This is a genomic window from Cyanobium sp. CH-040 (assembly GCF_024346135.1).
Taxonomy (GTDB): Bacteria; Cyanobacteriota; Cyanobacteriia; order PCC-6307; family Cyanobiaceae; genus NIES-981.
In genome coordinates this window covers 1-14,612 of sequence record NZ_JAGQCJ010000012.1, presented here as the reverse complement: position 1 = coordinate 14,612, position 14,612 = coordinate 1, and the positions used below count along the sequence as shown (strand labels likewise).

The following is a 14,612-nucleotide window of genomic DNA, read 5'->3' as shown; positions in this document are numbered from 1 at the left end:
AAGGATCTCCATCACGCCGGACGGTATCGACCTGACGCCGCCCTTTTGGTCGCCACCCCGGTCATCCCTCACACAACTTCACCGGCAGATGCGGAGGTCTTCACCGGCAACTGGGGAGAAACCGGCATCAGCCGTGGATGCCCCAGCGCCAGTGGGTGATGGCCGGATCGTCCATGCCGTGCTCGTGGGCATAGGCACGGTGGTGGAGGATCGCCTCCTTCATGCGCTCCTTGACGTGGGCACAGCGTGAGCCCAGTCCCGGCACCCGGTCGATCACATCGATCACCAGGTTGTAGCGGTCGATCTGGTTGTTCATCGCCAGCTCCAGGGGAGTGTTGATGTTGCCCTTCTCCTTGTAGCCGCGCACGTGGATGTTGCTGTGGTTGGTGCGCCGGTAGGTGAGGCGGTGGATCAGCCACGGATAGCCATGGAAGTTGAACATCACCGGGCGACTGGTGGTGAACAGGCTGTCGAAGTCCCGATCGCTCAGGCCATGGGGATGCTCCTCGGGAGTGGTGAGGGCGAAGAGCTTCACCACGTTGAGCACGCGGATCTTCAGCCTGGGAATCTCCCGGCGCAGGATCTCCACCGCCGCCAGGGTCTCCTTGGTGGGGATGTCGCCGGCGCAGGCCATCACCACATCGGGCTCGTCGGGCTCGGTGCCGCAGTCGTCGTTGCTGGCCCAGCTCCACAGGCCGATGCCCTTGGCCACGTGGGCGCGGGCCTGCTCCAGGGTGAGGTACTGGAGGTGCTTCTGCTTGTCGCTGACGATGATGTTGCAGACGTTCGGCTCCTGCAGCGCCTCTTCGGCCACCGCCAGCAGGCAGTTGGCGTCCGCGGGCATGTACACCCGCACCACCTCGCCGCTCTTGTTGCCGGCCAGATCGATGAAGCCGGGATCCTGGTGGGTGAAGCCGTTGTGGTCCTGGCGCCACACCGTGCTGGAGATCAGGCAGTTCCAGGGGCCGATCGGCGCCCGCCAGGGGGCGTGGTGGATGCAGCTCTCCAGCCACTTGGCGTGCTGGTTGAACATCGAGGCGATCACATGGGCGAAGGCCTCGTAGGTGTGGAAGAAGCCGTAGCGGCCGGTGAGCAGATAGCCCTCCATCATTCCCACCAGGGTGTGCTCGCTGAGCATCTCCACCACCCGGCCGGAGCGGGCCAGTTCACTGCCGTTGAGGTCTTCGGGCAGGAAGTCCTCCATCCACACCTTCTTGCTCACCTCGTAGATCGCCTGCAGGCGGTTGGAGGCCGTTTCATCGGGACCGAACACCCGCAGCGAATCGGGGTTGAGGCCGATGGCGTCGCGCAGCAGCTCGCCCAGGGGGTAGGTGTTCTCCGCCTCGCTGGCTCCGGGGGCCTCCACCGGCACCGCGTAGGTCTCGATCGGCGGCAGGTGCAGCTTGTGGCGCAGCAGGCCGCCGTTGGCATGGGGGTTGGAGCCCATGCGGCGCGGGCCTTCGGGGGAAAGCGCCTGCAGCTCCGGCACCAGGGTGCCGTTGGCGTCGAAGAGCTCCCAGGGCCGGTAGCTCTTCATCCAGTCCTCGAGCATCTGCAGCTGGGCCGGATCGCTCTGGGGGGCGGCCAGGGGCACCTGGTGGGCGCGCCAGAAGTTCTCGATCTTCTTCTCGCCCAGGGCCTGGGGACCGGTCCAGCCCTTGGGGGAGCGCAGCACGATCATCGGCCAGGCGGGCCGCACCGCCTCACCGCTGGCTCGGGCCTCGGCGCGGATCCGCTGGATGCGGCCCACCGCCTCGTCCATGGCCGCGGCCATGGCCTGGTGCATGGCCATGGGCTCGTGGCCCTCCACGAACAGGGGCTCCCAGCCGTAGCCGCGCATCAGGCTGGCCAGCTCCTCGCGGGGGATGCGCGCCAGCAGGGTGGGGTTGGCGATCTTGTACCCGTTGAGGTGCAGCACCGGCAGCACGGCGCCGTCGCTGATCGGGTTGAGGAACTTGTTGATGTGCCAGCTGGTGGCCAGGGGCCCGGTCTCGGCCTCGCCGTCGCCCACGCAGGCGATCGCGATCAGCTCTGGGTTGTCGAACACCGCCCCGCAGGCGTGGGAGAGCACGTAGCCCAGTTCGCCGCCCTCGTGGATCGAGCCGGGGGTTTCCGGGGTGCAGTGGCTGCCGATGTGGCCCGGGAAGGAGAACTGCTTCATGAAGCGCCGCATGCCCTCGGCGTCCCGCGACTTGTCCGGATAGATCTCGCTGTAGGAGCCGTCCAGGTAGGTGGGGGCCAGCACGCCGGGGGCCCCGTGGCCCGGACCCGACAGGTAGATCATGTCCAGGTCGCGCTGGCGGATCAGGCGGTTGGCATGGGCCCAGATGAAGGCCTGCCCCGGACTCGACCCCCAGTGCCCCAGCAGCCGGCTCTTGATGTGCTCGGGGCGCAGCGGCTCCCGCAGCAGCGGGTTGTCGCGCAGGTAGATCATCCCCACCGCCAGGTAGTTGGCAGCCCGCCACCAGGCGTCGATGTTCTGCAGCTCCTCGGTGCTGGCCGGGGTCGAGGCAACCAGGGAGACGGACTGGAAGGTGGAGGTCATGGGGTGGTACGTCCTGCTGTCCGCATCTTGACCACCCTGAATTAAGAGCGGCCTAATGGATCGGTGGGTGAGGGTTAACGCACAGCAGCCAGACCGGCGGGGCGGCTGACCTCAGAGCGGCTGACATTGTTCCCCCACTCCTCGCACCCGCGCGATCATCCGGTCCACGCTGGCGTCGACGGCCTGGGGTGATTCGCCACCCGGGCAGCCATCGCGGAACACCAGCAGGTCGGGCACCTCGGAGCGGATCTCCGCCGGGGTGCGGCCATCAATGCACCCCACAGCCCATGGCCAGCGGCTGGGGCTGCACCCCCCACACCCGCTCGGCGTACTCGCGGATGGCCCGGTCGGAGCTGAAGAAACCGCTGCGGGCGGTGTTGAGGATCGAGGCCCGCTGCCAGGCCGGCGGGTCGGCCCACAGGCGCGAGGCCTCGCTCTGGGTGCGCAGGTAGTCGGGCAGGTCGGCCAGCAGCAGGTAGGGGTCGCCGCCGACGATGTTCTGCACCAGAGGCCGGAACAGCTCGGTGTCGCCGTCACTGAAATGGCCCCGCTCGATCAGCTCCAGGGCCTCGCGCAGCAGCGGCACCCGCTCCACCCATTCCCAGGGGCGGTAGTTGCGGCGCAGCTCGGCGATCTGCTCGGTGCTGTGGCCGAAGAGGAAGAAGTTCTCCGCCCCCACCCGCTCGCGGATCTCCACGTTGGCGCCGTCGAGGGTGCCGATGGTGATCGCGCCGTTGAGGGCGAACTTCATGTTGCCCGTGCCGGAGGCCTCCAGGCCGGCGGTGGAGATCTGCTCGGAGAGATCGGCGGCCGGGTACACCCGCTCGCCCAGCTTCACGTTGTAGTCGGCGAGAAAGGCCACGCTCAGCAGACCGCGGCTGTCGGGATCGGCGTTGATCGTGGCGGCGATGCCGTTGATGAAGCGGATGATCAGCTTCGCCATCCAGTAGCCCGGCGCGGCCTTGCCACCGAAGATCACGGTGCGCGGCACCATGCCCTCGGTGTCGCCGTGCTTGATGCGCAGGTACTGCAGCACCACCTGCAAGGCATTGAGGTGCTGGCGCTTGTATTCGTGGATCCGCTTCACCTGGATGTCGAACAGGGAGGTGGGATCCACCAGCACCTGCGACTGCTCGGCGATCACGCCGGCCAGCCGGCGCTTGCACTCCAGCTTGCAGGCCGCCCAGCGCTGCTGGAAGTTGCTGTCGCCGGCGAGAGGCTCGAGGTCGCGCAGGCGCTCGCCGTGGGCCGGCCAGTCGTCGCCGATGGTGTCGCCCAGCAGGGCCGCCAGGGGCGGGTTGGCCAGGGCCAGCCAGCGCCGCGGCGTCACGCCGTTGGTCACGTTGGTGAACTTCTCCGGCCAGAGGGCGGCGAAGTCGGGGAAGAGATCGCTCTTCACCAGTTCGCTGTGCAGCGCCGCCACGCCGTTGACGTGATGGGCGGCGACGGTGGCCAGATGGGCCATGCGCACCGCCCTGGGGCCGTTCTCCTCGATGATCGACACGCGCCGCAGCAGGTCCAGGTCGCCGGGGGCGTGCAGGCGCACCTGCTGCAGGAAGCGGGAATTGATCTCGTAGATGATCTCCAGGTGCCGCGGCAGCAGGGAGCCGAACAGGCCCAGCTCCCAGCGCTCCAGGGCTTCGGGCAGCAGGGTGTGGTTGGTGTAGGCGATCGCGGCGGTGGTGATCGCCCAGGCCTCGTCCCAGGCCAGCAGGCGTTCATCCACCAGCAGGCGCATCAGCTCGGCCACGGCGATGGCCGGATGGGTGTCGTTGAGCTGCACAGCCCAGCGCTCGGCGAAGGCCTGCACCGGCGCGCCGCGCTGGTCGAGGTTGCGCAGCATGTCCTGCAGCGAGCAGCTCACGAAGAAGTGCTGCTGCTCGAGCCGCAGGCGCTTGCCCTGGTCGGTGCCGTCGTTGGGGTAGAGCACCTTGGAGAGGGTCTCGCTGGCCACCTTCTCCTGCACGGCCCGCTGGAAATCACCCGCGTTGAAGGCGTGCACGTCGAAGGATTCGGCGGCCACGGCGCGCCACAGGCGGATGCGGTCGCAGCTGTTCACCCGGTAGCCCAGCACCGGCACGTCGTGGGGGATGCCCAGGGCCCGGTGGGCCGGCAGCCAGCGCCGGCGCTCGATGCCTGCCTCATCGCGGTAGCTCTCCACATGGCCGCCGAAGCCCACCGACTGGCTCTGGTCGGGATACACCAGCTCCCAGGGCCAGCCGCCCTTGAGCCACTGGTCGGTGATCTCCACCTGCCAGCCGTCCCGGATCAGCTGGTCGAAGATGCCGAACTCGTAGCGGATGCCGTAGCCGCTGGCGGGGAACTCCAGGCTGGCCAGCGACTCCAGGTAGCAGGCGGCCAGCCGGCCGAGGCCGCCGTTGCCCAGCCCGGGCTCCTCCTCCACGGCCAGCAACTGCTCCAGGCCCGGGCCGCCGAAGCGCCGCACCGCCTCCTCGGCCTCGCTGCGGATGCCCAGCATCAGCAGGTTGTTGCCCAGCTGGGGGCCGATCAGGAACTCGGCCGAGAGGTAGGCCACCGCCTTGGCCTCACCGACGCGCAGCTGGTCCTTGGTGGCCAGGTGCCGGGTCATCAGCCGGTCGCGCACCGCATGGCTGAGGGCCATGTAGAGGTCGTGCACGCTGGCCCCCTGGGCCCGGACGCCCAGCGTGTAGAAGAGGTGCTCGGTCATGCCGTCGAACAGATCGGCGGCGGTGAGGCCGTTGCGCTGGGGGTCGCCGTAGCTGGCTGGGACGGGCAGGCCGGCGCGCTGAGGCGTGCTGGTCATGGCTGGATGGCAGGGCGTTTCTCCCACCCTGTGCAGCCCGGGTTAAGGGCGCATCAACAGCACCCGGGCCGGCCTGTAGCCCCGGTCACCTCCGGGGCCTGCCGCCTGCCGGGCTTGGCGCCATAGCCTGACGCCGTTGGCTGGCGGTCCTGATGGCGACGCCACCGGTGCTGGTGTGCGGCCTCGGCTCCCTGGGCCAGGCCTGCCTCCGGCGCCTGAGCCGGTTCGATGTGCCCCTGCGCATCCTCGACCTGCAGCGGCCCAGCTGGGCTGATCCCGAGCTGGAGCAGCGCCTCGATCCCCACCTGGTGCTCGGTGACATGCGCCTCCCCCATGTGCTGCGGGCGGCCGGTGCGGAGGAGGCGCGCAGCGTGCTGCTGCTGAGCTCCCGGAGCACGGTGAACTTCGAGGCAGCTCTGCAGGTGCGGCTGCTCAATCCGCAGGCCCGGATCGTCGCCCGTTCCTCCAGCCAGCAGGCCGAGTTCGCGGCGCTGCTGGAGGAGAAGCTGCCCGGCATCGCCGTGCTGGATCCGGTGCTGCTCACGGCCGAGGCGATCACCGCGGCCCTGCGGCCCAGCCGCCAGGCGGCCCTGTTCCAGGTGGAGGGTCAGACCTACGGCCTGATCGAAGGCCGTCTGGACGACCGCCGTCACCAGCGCCCGCTGCAGCTGGCAGCCGCCGCGGAGCCGCCGCTGCTGGTGACACCCCTGGCCCTGGTGGGCCGCGGTGTGGCGCCGGGGGCGCCGGTGCCTCCGGCGGCAGGGCGGAGATGGCTCAGGAGCGAGTGGTCGTTGGCTGCCGCGAGGGTGCGGGGATGGCTGCGGCGCCGCTCCCGGCTGCAGTGGATCCTGGCCGGCGCCGTGCTGGCGCTGCTGCTGGCCGGGCTGCAGCTGTTCGCCGGGCCCCACGGCTGGCGGCAGGGGGTGTTCGTGACCCTGGCCCTGCTCAAGGGCGAGTACGTGGACGCCGTGGCGGTGTTCCTCACCGAGCAGCGCAGCATTGGCGAGGCCAGCGGCTGGCTGATCGGCGGCACCCTCCTCTACGCCCTGGTGGGCACCTTGCTGACCTCCGCCCTGGTGGCGGTGATCCTGGAGTGGCTGCTGCGCGATCGCCTCGGCGTGCGCCGGCCGCGGCCGCCCCGGCGCGACCGCCCCGTGGTGCTGCTGGTGGAGGGGGGAGCGCTGGCCGACCGGGTGCAGCGGGATCTGGAGCGCGAGCGCTGCGCCGTCGTGCGTGTGAGCGAGCAGGACTCCGGCGCCGGCGTCCCCTCCCTGGGGCTGGCGGAGGGTCTGGCCCTGCTGCAGCAGCGGCCGGCCGCGGCGCTGGGCGTGCTGTCAGCCGATCTGCTGGGCAACCTGCACACCGCCCTGGCCCTGCAGCAGCGCTGGCCGCAGGCCCGCCTTGCCGTGCTCGCCGCCTCGATGGGCGCTGCGGAGCAGCTGGGGGATCTGCTCGGGGGGATGACCGTGATCTCCACCACCGACCTGGTGGCCGACGCCATCGTGGCCACGGCCTTCGGGGAAGTGGTGCTGGGGGTCTGCCGGGTGCGCGGTGTCACCCTCCTGCTGGTGCGTTACCGGATCACTGCCGACGACACCCTCTGCGGCCGCAGCGTGGCCCGCCTGGAACACGGCTACGGACTCACCTGCCTGGCCCTGCGGCGCTCCCGCAGCGCCGCGGCCATGGGCCTGCCCCGGGCCGAATCGATCGTGGCGGCAGGGGACCAGCTCACGGTGCTGGCCGACCTGGACGCCCTGCGGCGGGTGGAGCTGGGCCGGGCCCGCCCGCCCGCCTGGTGCCTGCGCCTGCAGGTGATCGGCACGCCCGACGCCGAGCGCCGCTTCAACCTGCAGCAGTGCCTGGCGCGCTGGCTGGGCCGCCAGCCCGGCGAGGTGCTGCCCCTGCTCGACGGCCGGGAGCACCACACTCCCCGCCTCGACCTGGACATCAGCGAGCTGCTGGCCCAGGACCTGCATCACCTGGGGGTGCGCAGCCAGGTGGTGCCTGCGGCCGGGGATGGGGCCACCAGAACGGAGGCCTGACCTCAGCCGCGCAGCCGGGCGAGCTGGTCGATCACCTGGGCGTCGCTGAGCTGCTCGAAGCGGCGGTACCACAGGCCCACGGCGGTGAGGTCGTGCACCGGGGCCAGCACCGTGAGGCGATCCACCAGCGATCCAAGCCAGTTCGCCACGCCGCGGTCGGCCACCGGCACCGCCAGCTCCAGGCGGGAGGGTTCCAGGCGGCGCAACGACAGCAGCGCCGCCTCCACGGTCATGCCGGTGGCGATGCCGTCATCCACCACCACCAGATGGCGGCCCCGCAGCTGCTCGGGCGGTGGATCGCCGAACAGCCGCTGGCGCCGTTCCAGCTCCTGTTCCTGCTGCGCCAGCCAGCCGCGGCTGCGGGCGGCCTGCTCATGGCGGCGGGCGGCGCCGCCATCGCGCCACACGGCCACGCCTCCGGGTGCCACCGCTCCGATCGCCACCTCGGGGAAGGCGGGATCAGCCACCTTGCGCACCGACCAGGTGACCACGGGGCAACCCAGCTCGCCGGCCATGGCCACCGCCACCGGCACTCCGCCGCGCGGCAAGGCCACCAGGGCGACGGGCAGCACCGGATTGCGCAGCCGGCCGCAGGCCCGGGCCAGTTCCAGGCCGGCCTGATGACGGTCGGCCCAGAGGGGCGGCTCGAACCGGCGATCAGCACCGGACGGGAAGGACGTGGGCATCGCCGCAAGCTCCCAGCATCAATCCCGTCAGCGGTCCCGCGGGGTGTCGCTGGGGCGCAGAAACACCGCCACGGTGCCCGCCACGATCAGCAGGATCAGCCCCGCGCCGGCCACCAGGGGCAGCACCACATCCGTGTCCATGGGCCCAGTCCTCGCTGGTCCCATCCTGGGGCCAGCGGGGCTGGAGCGCCGCGTCCCTTCCCGAGAGGTTCCCCCGAAGGGAAAGGATCACCCCTGGCCGGGCACCGGCACGGGCTCCACCTTCCAGATGCGCTCCGCGTACTCCCGGATCGAGCGATCACTGGAGAAGAAGCCGCAGGCGGCGGTGTTGGCGAGGGAGCGCCGCGCCCAGCCCGGGCGGTCGGTCCAGGCCCGATCCACCGCCTCCTGGGCGCGGCGGTAGTCGGCGATGTCGGCCATCACCTTGAAGGGATCGTGGCTGGTGATGCTGGCCAGCAGCGGGTGGAAGAGCTCCCGGTCGCCCTCGCTGAACTGGCCGGAGCCGATCAGGGCCAGCACCTCGCGCACCATCGGATCGCGCTCGATCCACGACATCGGGTGATAGCCGAGGCGGTCGAGTTCGGCCACCTGTTCGGTGGTGTGGCCGAACAGGAAGAAGTTCTCGTCCCCCACCCGCTCGCGGATCTCCACGTTGGCGCCATCGAGGGTGCCGATCGTGACGGCGCCGTTGAGGGCCATCTTCATGTTGCCGGTGCCGGAAGCCTCCTTGCCGGCGGTGGAGATCTGCTCGGAGAGATCCACCGCCGGATACACCAGCTGGCCGAGTTTGACGCTGAAGTTGGGCAGGAACACCACGCGCAGCCGGCCCTCCATCGCCGGATCCATGTTGACGATCTCGGCGATGCCCACGATCAGGCGGATGATCAGCTTGGCCATGGCGTAACCCGGTGCCGCCTTGCCACCGAAGAGGAAGGTGCGCGGCGGCAGGTCCTCACCATTGCGCAGGCGCAGGTAGCGCTCCACGATCAGCAGGGCCGCCAGATGCTGGCGCTTGTATTCGTGGATCCGCTTCACCTGCACGTCGAACAGCGACGTGTGATCCAGCAGCAGGCCGAGCTGGTCATGCACGTGCTGGATCAGGCGGCGCTTGCCGCGGTCCTTCACGGCCTGCCAGCGCTCCAGGAAGGCCGGATCGCCGGCCCGATCGTTCAGGCCTGCGAGCGCGTCGAGGTCATGCCTCCAGCGCTCCCCGAGTTCGTCGTCGAGGAAGGCGGCCAGGGCCGGGTTGGCCACCGCCATCCAGCGGCGCGGGGTGACGCCATTGGTGACGTTGGTGAACCGCTCCGGCCAGAGTTCGGCGAAGTCGGCCAGCAGGTGCTCCTTCAGGAGCCTGCTGTGCAGCTCGGCCACTCCATTGGTGTGGTGGCTGCCCACCACCGCCAGATGGGCCATGCGCACCCGACGCTGGGGACCTTCCTCGATCAGCGACACGCGGCTGAGTTTCTCCGGATGGCCCGGATAGCGGATGCGCACCATGCGCAGGAAGCGGGCATTGATCTCGTAGATGATCTCCAGCTGGCGGGGCAGCAACTGTTCGAACAGGTCCACCCCCCAGGTCTCCAGCGCCTCGGGCAGCAGGGTGTGATTGGTGTAGCTGAGGCTGGCGGTGGTGATCTCCCAGGCGGTGTCCCAGTCGAGATGGTGCACATCGATCAGCAGCCGCATCAGCTCGGCCACGGCGATGGCCGGGTGGGTGTCGTTGAGCTGAACGGCGAATTTGAGGTGGAACTGCTCGGGCTTCATGCCCTGCCCCTTGAGGATGCGGAACATGTCCTGCAGGGAGCAGCTCACGAAGAAGATCTGCTGGGAGAGCCGCAGGCGCTTGCCCTGATCGAACTCGTCGTTGGGGTAGAGCACCTTGGAGAGCGTTTCCGACTGCATCTTGCGCAGCACGGCACGGGCGTAGTCGCCGGCGTTGAAGGAGGCGAAATCGAAGGCGTCGGGCGCGGTGGCCGACCACAGCCGCAGCGTGTTGGCCGTGTTGACGCCGTACCCGAGGATCGGCGTGTCGTAGGCCACGCCGATCACGGTCTGGCCGCCGATCTCCACCGGATAGCTCCACTCCGGCCGGATCACCTCCCAGGGATTGCCCTGCGCCAGCCAGGGATCGGTGCTCTCGAGCTGTCCTCCGGGGGTGATCTGCTGGCGGAAGATGCCGAACTCGTAGCGGATCCCATAGCCGATGGCCGGCAGCTCCAGGGTGGCCATCGACTCCTGGAAGCAGGCGGCGAGGCGGCCGAGACCGCCGTTGCCCAGGCCGGGCTCCGGTTCCTCCGCCAGCAGGGTGTCGAGATCGAGTCCCAGCTCGGCGCAGGCGGCGAGGGCCTCCTCGCGGATGCCCAGGTTCACCAGATTGTTCTCCAGGTGGGGGCCGAGGAGGAATTCGGCGGAGAGGTACACCGCGGTGCGCACGTGGCTCTGGGTGTAGGTCTCGGCGGTGTCGACCCATTTCTGCAGCAGCCGGTCGCGCACGGCCAGGGCCAGCGCCCGGTAGTGGTCGTGCCGGGTGGCCAGCGAGGGGGATTTGGCCTGGCTGTAGAAGAGGTGCCGGCGGATGGCCTCGGCCAGGGGGTCGGTGTGCAGACCGGCCGATGCGGGGCCTTGCGGCGACGGGGAACTCTCCAGGGCCATGGCGCAGCGGCTGACGGCGGACAATCAGCCAGCTTCACCCGCGCGACCGGGTTGCGCGCTGCCTGAACCACTACCGAAATCCACCCCTGAGCAGTTCTGCCCAGCCGCCGGCTCGCCCGTATCGCCTCCGTCCCAATCCGGTAACAACGGCGGCAACAGGAAGGGCGCTCCGGGGAGTTGGGTATGGGTTCAGCATCAACCGCTACCCATGCCATCGCAGTCTCGCCTGCAGGCGATCGGCGACATCATCGCCCGTCCCCCCCTGGAGGTGGAGCCCAGCAGCGAACTCAAGGATCTCTGGGCCCGGGACGTCTTCAGCCTGGACAAAATGAAGTCGGCCCTCCCCAAGGAGGTGTTCAAGTCGATCCAGCGCTCGATGACCGAGGGCAGCAAGCTCGATGCATCGGTGGCCAACGTGGTGGCGCAGGCCATGAAGGACTGGGCCACCAACCGGGGCGCCCTCTACTACGCCCACGTCTTCTATCCGCTCACCAACCTCACCGCCGAGAAGCACGACGGCTTCATCTCCCCCCAGGGCGACGGCAAGGCGATCACCGAGTTCACCGGCAAGCTGCTGGTGCAGGGCGAGCCCGACGGCTCCTCCTTCCCCAACGGCGGCATCCGCTCCACCTTCGAGGCCCGCGGCTACACCGCCTGGGACGTCACCAGCCCCGCCTATCTGATGGAGACGCCCAACGGCGTCACCCTCTGCATCCCCACCGTGTTCGTGTCCTGGACCGGTGAGGCCCTCGACAAGAAAACCCCGCTGCTGCGCTCCAACGCGGCGATGAACAAGCAGGCCCAGCGGCTGCTGCGGCTGCTGGGGGAAGTGGAGATCGCCCCGGTGAACTCCAGCTGCGGCGCCGAGCAGGAATACTTCCTGGTTGATGCCGCCTTCACGGCGCTGCGGCCCGACCTGCAGCTGGCCGGCCGCACCCTGTTCGGCGCACCGCCGGCCAAGGGGCAGCAGTTCGACGACCACTACTTCGGCGCCATCCCCGAGCGGGTGCAGGTGTTCATGCAGGACGTGGAGCGCCAGCTCTACTGCCTCGGCGTGCCCGCCAAGACCCGCCACAACGAGGTGGCGCCGGGCCAGTTCGAGATCGCGCCCTACTTCGAGGCCGCCAACGTGGCCACCGACCACCAGCAGCTCACCATGACCGTGCTCAAGGCCACGGCCAAGAAGCACGGCTTCACCTGCCTGCTGCACGAGAAGCCCTTCGCCGGCGTCAACGGCAGCGGCAAGCACGTCAACTGGTCGATCGGCAATCCCACCCAGGGCAACCTGCTGGATCCCGGCAGCACCCCCCACGAAAACCTCCAGTTCCTGCTGTTCTGCGGGGCGGTGATCCGGGGGGTGCACTGCTACGGCCCGCTGATGCGCGCCGCCATCGCCACCGCCAGCAACGACCATCGCCTCGGTGCCAACGAGGCGCCGCCGGCGATCATCTCGGTGTACCTGGGCAGCCAGCTCGAGGATGTGTTCAATCAGATCAAGAGCGGCAAGCTGGAGGGTTCGGCCAAGGCGGCCCTGATGTCGCTCGGAGTCGACACCCTGCCCGACCTCAACAAGGACCCCGGCGACCGCAACCGCACCTCCCCGTTCGCCTTCACCGGCAACCGCTTCGAGTTCCGGGCGGTGGGCTCCGGCCAGTCCGTTGCCGGCCCGCTGGTGGTGCTGAACACGATCCTGGCCGACTCGCTGGCCTGGATCGCCGATCAGCTGGAAGACCAGCTCGGCAGCGGTTCCTCCCTGGAGGAAGCGGCCTTCGCCGTGCTCAAGCGCACCATGGACGACCACGGGGCCGTGGTGTTCGGCGGTGATGGCTATTCGGCCGAATGGCACCGCCTCGCCGTGGAGGAGCGGGGACTGGAGAACCTGCCCAGCTCCGCCGACGCCCTGCCGGTGCTCAAGCGGCCGGAGATCCGGGATCTGTTCGAGCGCACCGGGGTGCTCACGCCCACGGAGCTGGAAAGCCGCTACGAGGTGTATGCCGAGCAGTACATCCTCGCCATCGAGGTGGAGGCCCGTCTGGCGGTGCGCATCGCCCGCACCCAGGTGTATCCGGTGGTGATGGCCTGTCTGGACAAGCTGGCGGTGTCGTTGAAGAACCAGGAAGCCCTGGGCATCCCCACCGACCGCTCGCTGGTGAGCCAGATGGCCGAGCTCAACCAGAAGCTGGTGAGCGGCTGCCTCAGCCTCGAGGACGCCATCGAGCAGGCTCCCCACGGGGTGGAAGCGCATCTGCGCTACTGCGCCGATGTGCTGATGCCGCGGATGAACGCCATCCGTGAGGCGGTGGACGGACTGGAGCTGCTGATCGACGACGCCAGCTGGCCCCTGCCCTCCTACCAGGAGATGCTGTTCATCCGCTGAGGCCCGTCCCTGCCGGTGGACCCTCGGGCTCCACCGGCAGGCCCTTCAGCCCCAGGGCCAGACGGCGGGCCATCAGCAGGAGCGGATAGAGCGCCCGGGAGCGCGGCGGCGTGGCCAGCAGCAAGGCGAGAAGGCGCAGCAGTTGGTCGCTGGGCCGCAAGCGGGCACAGATCCACTGGATGGCCTCGGCGCCATGGAGCACCTGGCCGTCCGGCGCACCCTCCGGGAGCAGCATCGCGCCGTTGCCCAGCCGGTAGCCGCGCCGGGCCAGGGCGAGCCTCAGGCCGTGGTCGCTGCGGCCGTCGCGGATCTGCAGGTTTGGGATGCCGCCACGCAGTTCACTGAGCTCGGCGAAGTGACGGCAGAAGGGGCAACCGCCGTCGAACACCAGTACCGGAGCGGCGCCTGCAGCCGGGCTGGGGCTGGCCGCCGGCTGGCTGCCGGGAGGCCTCAGCGGCGCCGCGTCCGGCATGGGGAGGAGTCAGGATGAAGCCCATCCTGGAGCACCCGCCAGCGGCCTGCGAGCGACAGATCGTCAACCTCGGCATGTTGTTTTGCTGCGCAAGATTGCAGATGGTGCTGCGTGGCGACGTCGAATGGTGCAATTTGTGCCGAAACCCCGCCCTCCGAATCGCGCCACTCGCAGCGCACCTAAGACAGGGAGGTCTGCTGGGGAGGGTGATCCCCAGTCGTGGAGTCGAGCGATGCGCAGCGTACCCAGAAACTGTCCGGAGGCCGGCCATTCCGGACCCATGGTGGTGAGCCGCACGCTCCATTACTTCGCCCGTCACTTCCGCGAGCCCATCGCCATCAGCGATGTGGCCGGCCATCTGGGCATCAGCGAGGACTGTCTGGACTTCTGCTTTGATCAGACGCGAGGGATGACCCCCGCCGAAGCCCTGCTGCAGCATCGCCTCAACCGCCTCTTCCACACGATCACCGAACAGCCGAAGCAGGGTCTCCGGAAGGCCATCCGCAGTTGCGGCCTGGGTGAGGGCGGCAGAACCGTGGAGCTGTTCGAGCGCACCTTCGGGATCGAGATGCCGCTGTTTCTGCTCACCTGCAGGCGGGCCGCGGAAGACCGGGCCTTCCGCCGGCTCCATCCCAGCGCCGATCGACTGGTGCTGCCTTCCTGATCCGATCGCCCTGATCAGATCGGCCTGATCAGATCGTGCGGTGTCGCCGCACCTTCACCTTGTCGTCCACGGTGATCACGTTGTTGTGCAGATCGAGACCCTGCACCGAGGCGACTTCTCCCTGCAATCCTTGTGCCCGCATCTGTTCGACCAGCTGTTTCATCAGCTCTTCCTCCACCTTCCCCTGATCGAATCCACTGGGGGTGAGGTCGGCAAGAAAGCGACCGATCCTGCTGGCCACGACATCAGAGGCGTTGGTGACCTTGAGGATGATCATGGAATGGGGAGATCGAGAAAGGGCAGGCCCCGATGCTAACGAGTGCCGCGCTGTCGCCCCTGGGCGTGCGTGGAGTCGACGACCTGTGGCGGCAGCTGCAGCTGCAGCTGCC

The 14,612-nt window shown here is 69.2% G+C and carries 10 protein-coding genes; 3 read left to right on the top strand and 7 right to left on the bottom strand.

All coding sequences use genetic code 11. The features are described from left to right. Positions 1 to 127 precede the first annotated feature (127 nt). The 3 genes from KBY90_RS11090 to KBY90_RS11080 form a co-directional block, all read right to left on the bottom strand. Positions 128 to 2,545 carry a phosphoketolase gene (locus KBY90_RS11090; RefSeq protein WP_254968701.1) on the bottom strand — a complete coding sequence of 806 codons (2,418 nt, stop codon included), beginning with the start codon at positions 2,543 to 2,545 and terminating at the stop codon, positions 128 to 130. A gap of 111 nt (positions 2,546 to 2,656) precedes the next feature. Further along, complete coding sequence (locus tag KBY90_RS11085; RefSeq protein ID WP_254968700.1) at positions 2,657 to 2,782, bottom strand: hypothetical protein; 126 nt, start codon at positions 2,780 to 2,782, stop codon at positions 2,657 to 2,659. A gap of 31 nt (positions 2,783 to 2,813) precedes the next feature. Continuing rightward, positions 2,814 to 5,330 (bottom strand): glycogen/starch/alpha-glucan phosphorylase, encoded by a 2,517-nt coding sequence (locus KBY90_RS11080; protein ID WP_254968699.1) that lies wholly within the window; start codon positions 5,328 to 5,330, stop codon positions 2,814 to 2,816. 152 nt (positions 5,331 to 5,482) lie between these two features. Here KBY90_RS11080 and KBY90_RS11075 point away from each other — a divergent pair, with 152 nt between their 5' ends. After that, the gene (locus tag KBY90_RS11075; protein WP_254968697.1) at positions 5,483 to 7,372 is read left to right on the top strand and encodes an NAD-binding protein; all 1,890 of its coding nucleotides are present in this window, start codon (positions 5,483 to 5,485) and stop codon (positions 7,370 to 7,372) included. A 2-nt stretch (positions 7,373 to 7,374) separates the two neighbouring features. Here the strand turns inward: KBY90_RS11075 and KBY90_RS11070 are convergent, their stop codons facing one another. Together KBY90_RS11070 and KBY90_RS11065 are read right to left on the bottom strand one after the other, a co-directional pair. Beyond that, positions 7,375 to 8,058, bottom strand: coding sequence for a phosphoribosyltransferase (locus KBY90_RS11070; protein WP_254968696.1), 684 nt, complete (start codon positions 8,056 to 8,058; stop codon positions 7,375 to 7,377). Between the two features lie 228 nt (positions 8,059 to 8,286). After that, on the bottom strand, positions 8,287 to 10,710 hold the full coding sequence (locus tag KBY90_RS11065; RefSeq protein ID WP_254968791.1) for a glycogen/starch/alpha-glucan phosphorylase: 2,424 nt from the start codon (positions 10,708 to 10,710) through the stop codon (positions 8,287 to 8,289). A 208-nt stretch (positions 10,711 to 10,918) separates the two neighbouring features. Between KBY90_RS11065 and KBY90_RS11060 the strand changes: the two genes are divergently transcribed. Further along, complete coding sequence (locus tag KBY90_RS11060) at positions 10,919 to 13,087, top strand: glutamine synthetase III (protein ID WP_254968695.1); 2,169 nt, start codon at positions 10,919 to 10,921, stop codon at positions 13,085 to 13,087. Here the strand turns inward: KBY90_RS11060 and KBY90_RS11055 are convergent. Then, the gene (locus KBY90_RS11055; RefSeq protein WP_254968694.1) at positions 13,077 to 13,559 is read right to left on the bottom strand and encodes a DCC1-like thiol-disulfide oxidoreductase family protein; all 483 of its coding nucleotides are present in this window, start codon (positions 13,557 to 13,559) and stop codon (positions 13,077 to 13,079) included. The genes KBY90_RS11060 and KBY90_RS11055 overlap by 11 nt on opposite strands. A gap of 232 nt (positions 13,560 to 13,791) precedes the next feature. Here KBY90_RS11055 and KBY90_RS11050 point away from each other — a divergent pair, with 232 nt between their 5' ends. Then, positions 13,792 to 14,223 (top strand): AraC family transcriptional regulator, encoded by a 432-nt coding sequence (locus tag KBY90_RS11050; protein WP_254968693.1) that lies wholly within the window; start codon positions 13,792 to 13,794, stop codon positions 14,221 to 14,223. Positions 14,224 to 14,251: 28 nt separating this feature from the next. Here KBY90_RS11050 and KBY90_RS11045 read toward each other — a convergent pair whose 3' ends face one another. Then, entirely contained in the window at positions 14,252 to 14,500 is a 249-nt protein-coding gene (locus tag KBY90_RS11045; protein WP_254968691.1) for a hypothetical protein, read from the bottom strand. Positions 14,501 to 14,612: the final 112 nt, after the last annotated feature.